Annotated in this window: 1 protein-coding gene and 1 pseudogene; both read right to left on the minus strand. The window is 54.9% G+C overall.

From position 1 onward, the window contains the following. Positions 1 to 32: 32 nt before the first annotated feature. Entirely contained in the window at positions 33 to 1388 is a 1356-nt protein-coding gene (gene hglS, locus INT22_RS15655; protein ID WP_193068517.1) for a 2-oxoadipate dioxygenase/decarboxylase HglS, read from the minus strand. Next, positions 1385 to 1922, minus strand: a pseudogene (locus INT22_RS15660) (FAD-binding oxidoreductase); the annotation flags it as partial. The gene hglS and the pseudogene INT22_RS15660, both read right to left, overlap by 4 nt.

The raw sequence follows: 1922 nt of genomic DNA on the forward strand, positions 1-1922 counted from the left end.
CGATAAATTTTGAATAGCCACTTAGACGTTATTTATAGTCTATTCAAGACTTTGTGTTTAGAAGTGTTCTCACGTTCTGCGTAAAGCGACAACTCATCGGTCACTTGGGCACCCAGTGCCTCTTCAAAGGCATCGCGATTGGCATTCCCAGCATAGGCTTCGCTCTCTGCACCGCCCAGGTTCGACTGGAAAATACCCGCCGCACTCACTGGTAGAAAGTCTTCATAGGTAATCGGCTGTGCTTCCACCAGGCCCTGGGCGATTAACGCCTCAATATCGGCATTGCCAACGTCTTTAGCGGCCTGACCTTTCTCGGTCAGATGATACTGAAAATACGCTAGCCCCTCACGGCGCATGGCCTCGTCGTTATCAGGGAACTTGGCAAAGACGTTTTGCATAACCGTTTGGTGGGCGTCGTTATCCAACCCTGCGGTTTGCTTGCGGCCTTCAGTAAGTAACTGGTCATAAAGCGCACGGCCTTTTGGTGTTAGTGCTACGCCACGCTGCTCAATTTCGCCAAAGCGAGCGGTGTGAGTACCTTGCGCGTCACCAGCAAAGCGGATTGATTCTTCCAATGCTTTAAAGCTGGTCTGGCGCAGCAAAATGGGGCATTCACGACGTGGCGGCCCTTCAATGACCGCTTTGGGGTTCATGCCCATCTCCGGCATGCGGCGCTGTGCTTCGTCGATATCCAGAGTACGCGGCGTCAGGTGATTGATATGCGGCCCACGGAAGCACACCACGTCGGCAATCAAGCGGTGCTCATCATGGAGCGCCTGATAAGTCTCCAGATCGACCGTCGCATCCTGGTGCCAACGGAAGGTTTCCAGCGCTTCTTTGACGAATTGGTCGGTTTCTTCGCTGGTTAAGCCACCCTGGGTTTCATGACGCTCAATAAGTTCGCGCGCCCCAGAGGTAAAGATATCGCGCTTGGCTAGAATCTCTTCCGAACGCTGGCGCAGAGCCTCACTTTCAATCAGTTCTAAACGCAGTAACGAGGTAAAAACACGGAAAGGGTTCATCGCCAGCGCATCATCGTCGATAGGCCGGAAGGCGGTTGAGTGAACCGGCACGCCCGCTTCTGAAAGGTCGTAATAGCCCACCGGATACATACCCATCACAGCAAACAGGCGGCGCAGCATGGCAAGCTCTGCAGCAGTTCCCACGCGAATAGCCCCGTGGCGTTCTACGCTCAAACGGGCCAATTCGCCCTGCGCTTCTAGGCGGCGATGCAGTTCAGGCTGTTGACTAAGTGTTTCTTGGTTAACGCGCTCGACAAGTTCGAGCAGCGTGCCGTACTGCGGCACTTCGGCTTGATACATGGCCGACATTGCCTTAGAGAAACGGTCACGCACTTCGTTGGTTGAAAGAAGGCTCGGCTGAGTCATTTCGTTGCTCTCTCTTGCATATTGTTGGGATAAGGATGAGACACCGGCGTCAATAGCGCCAACAGCGCCTGAAGCGGGTGTGGCAAAGTTTGCGCTGAGTAGCGTTTCACCTGGCTGCGGCAGGAGTAGCCGGTGGCTAGCAGTTTGCCCGTGTTTTGCTCGGCTTCCACCTGAGGCTGCCAGGATTGGGCATAAATGGTTTTCGAGGTTGCGACATTACGGGTTTCATGGCCGTAGGTGCCGGACATACCGCAGCAGCCGGTCGCCATCAGCTCAAGCTCTAAACCAAATGCCGCAAACACCTGCTGCCAAGCCTTTGGGCTGCCTGGGGCGTTGGTCTTTTCGGTGCAGTGGGAAAGCAGCTTAAAGCCAGGATCGGTTAGGTTCAGCTGGCGAGGCGCTAGCGTGTTAATACGGGTGGCCAGCCACTCTTGCAGCATCAGCACGTTGGGTACTTGTTCACGGCCCAGGGCTTTGACGTACTCTTGGCGATAGGTCAGCGTCATCGCTGGGTCGATCCCCACCATGGGTACG

The organism is Halomonas sp. 3D7M, assembly GCF_014897885.1.
In the GTDB taxonomy this organism is placed as follows: Bacteria; Pseudomonadota; Gammaproteobacteria; order Pseudomonadales; family Halomonadaceae; genus Vreelandella.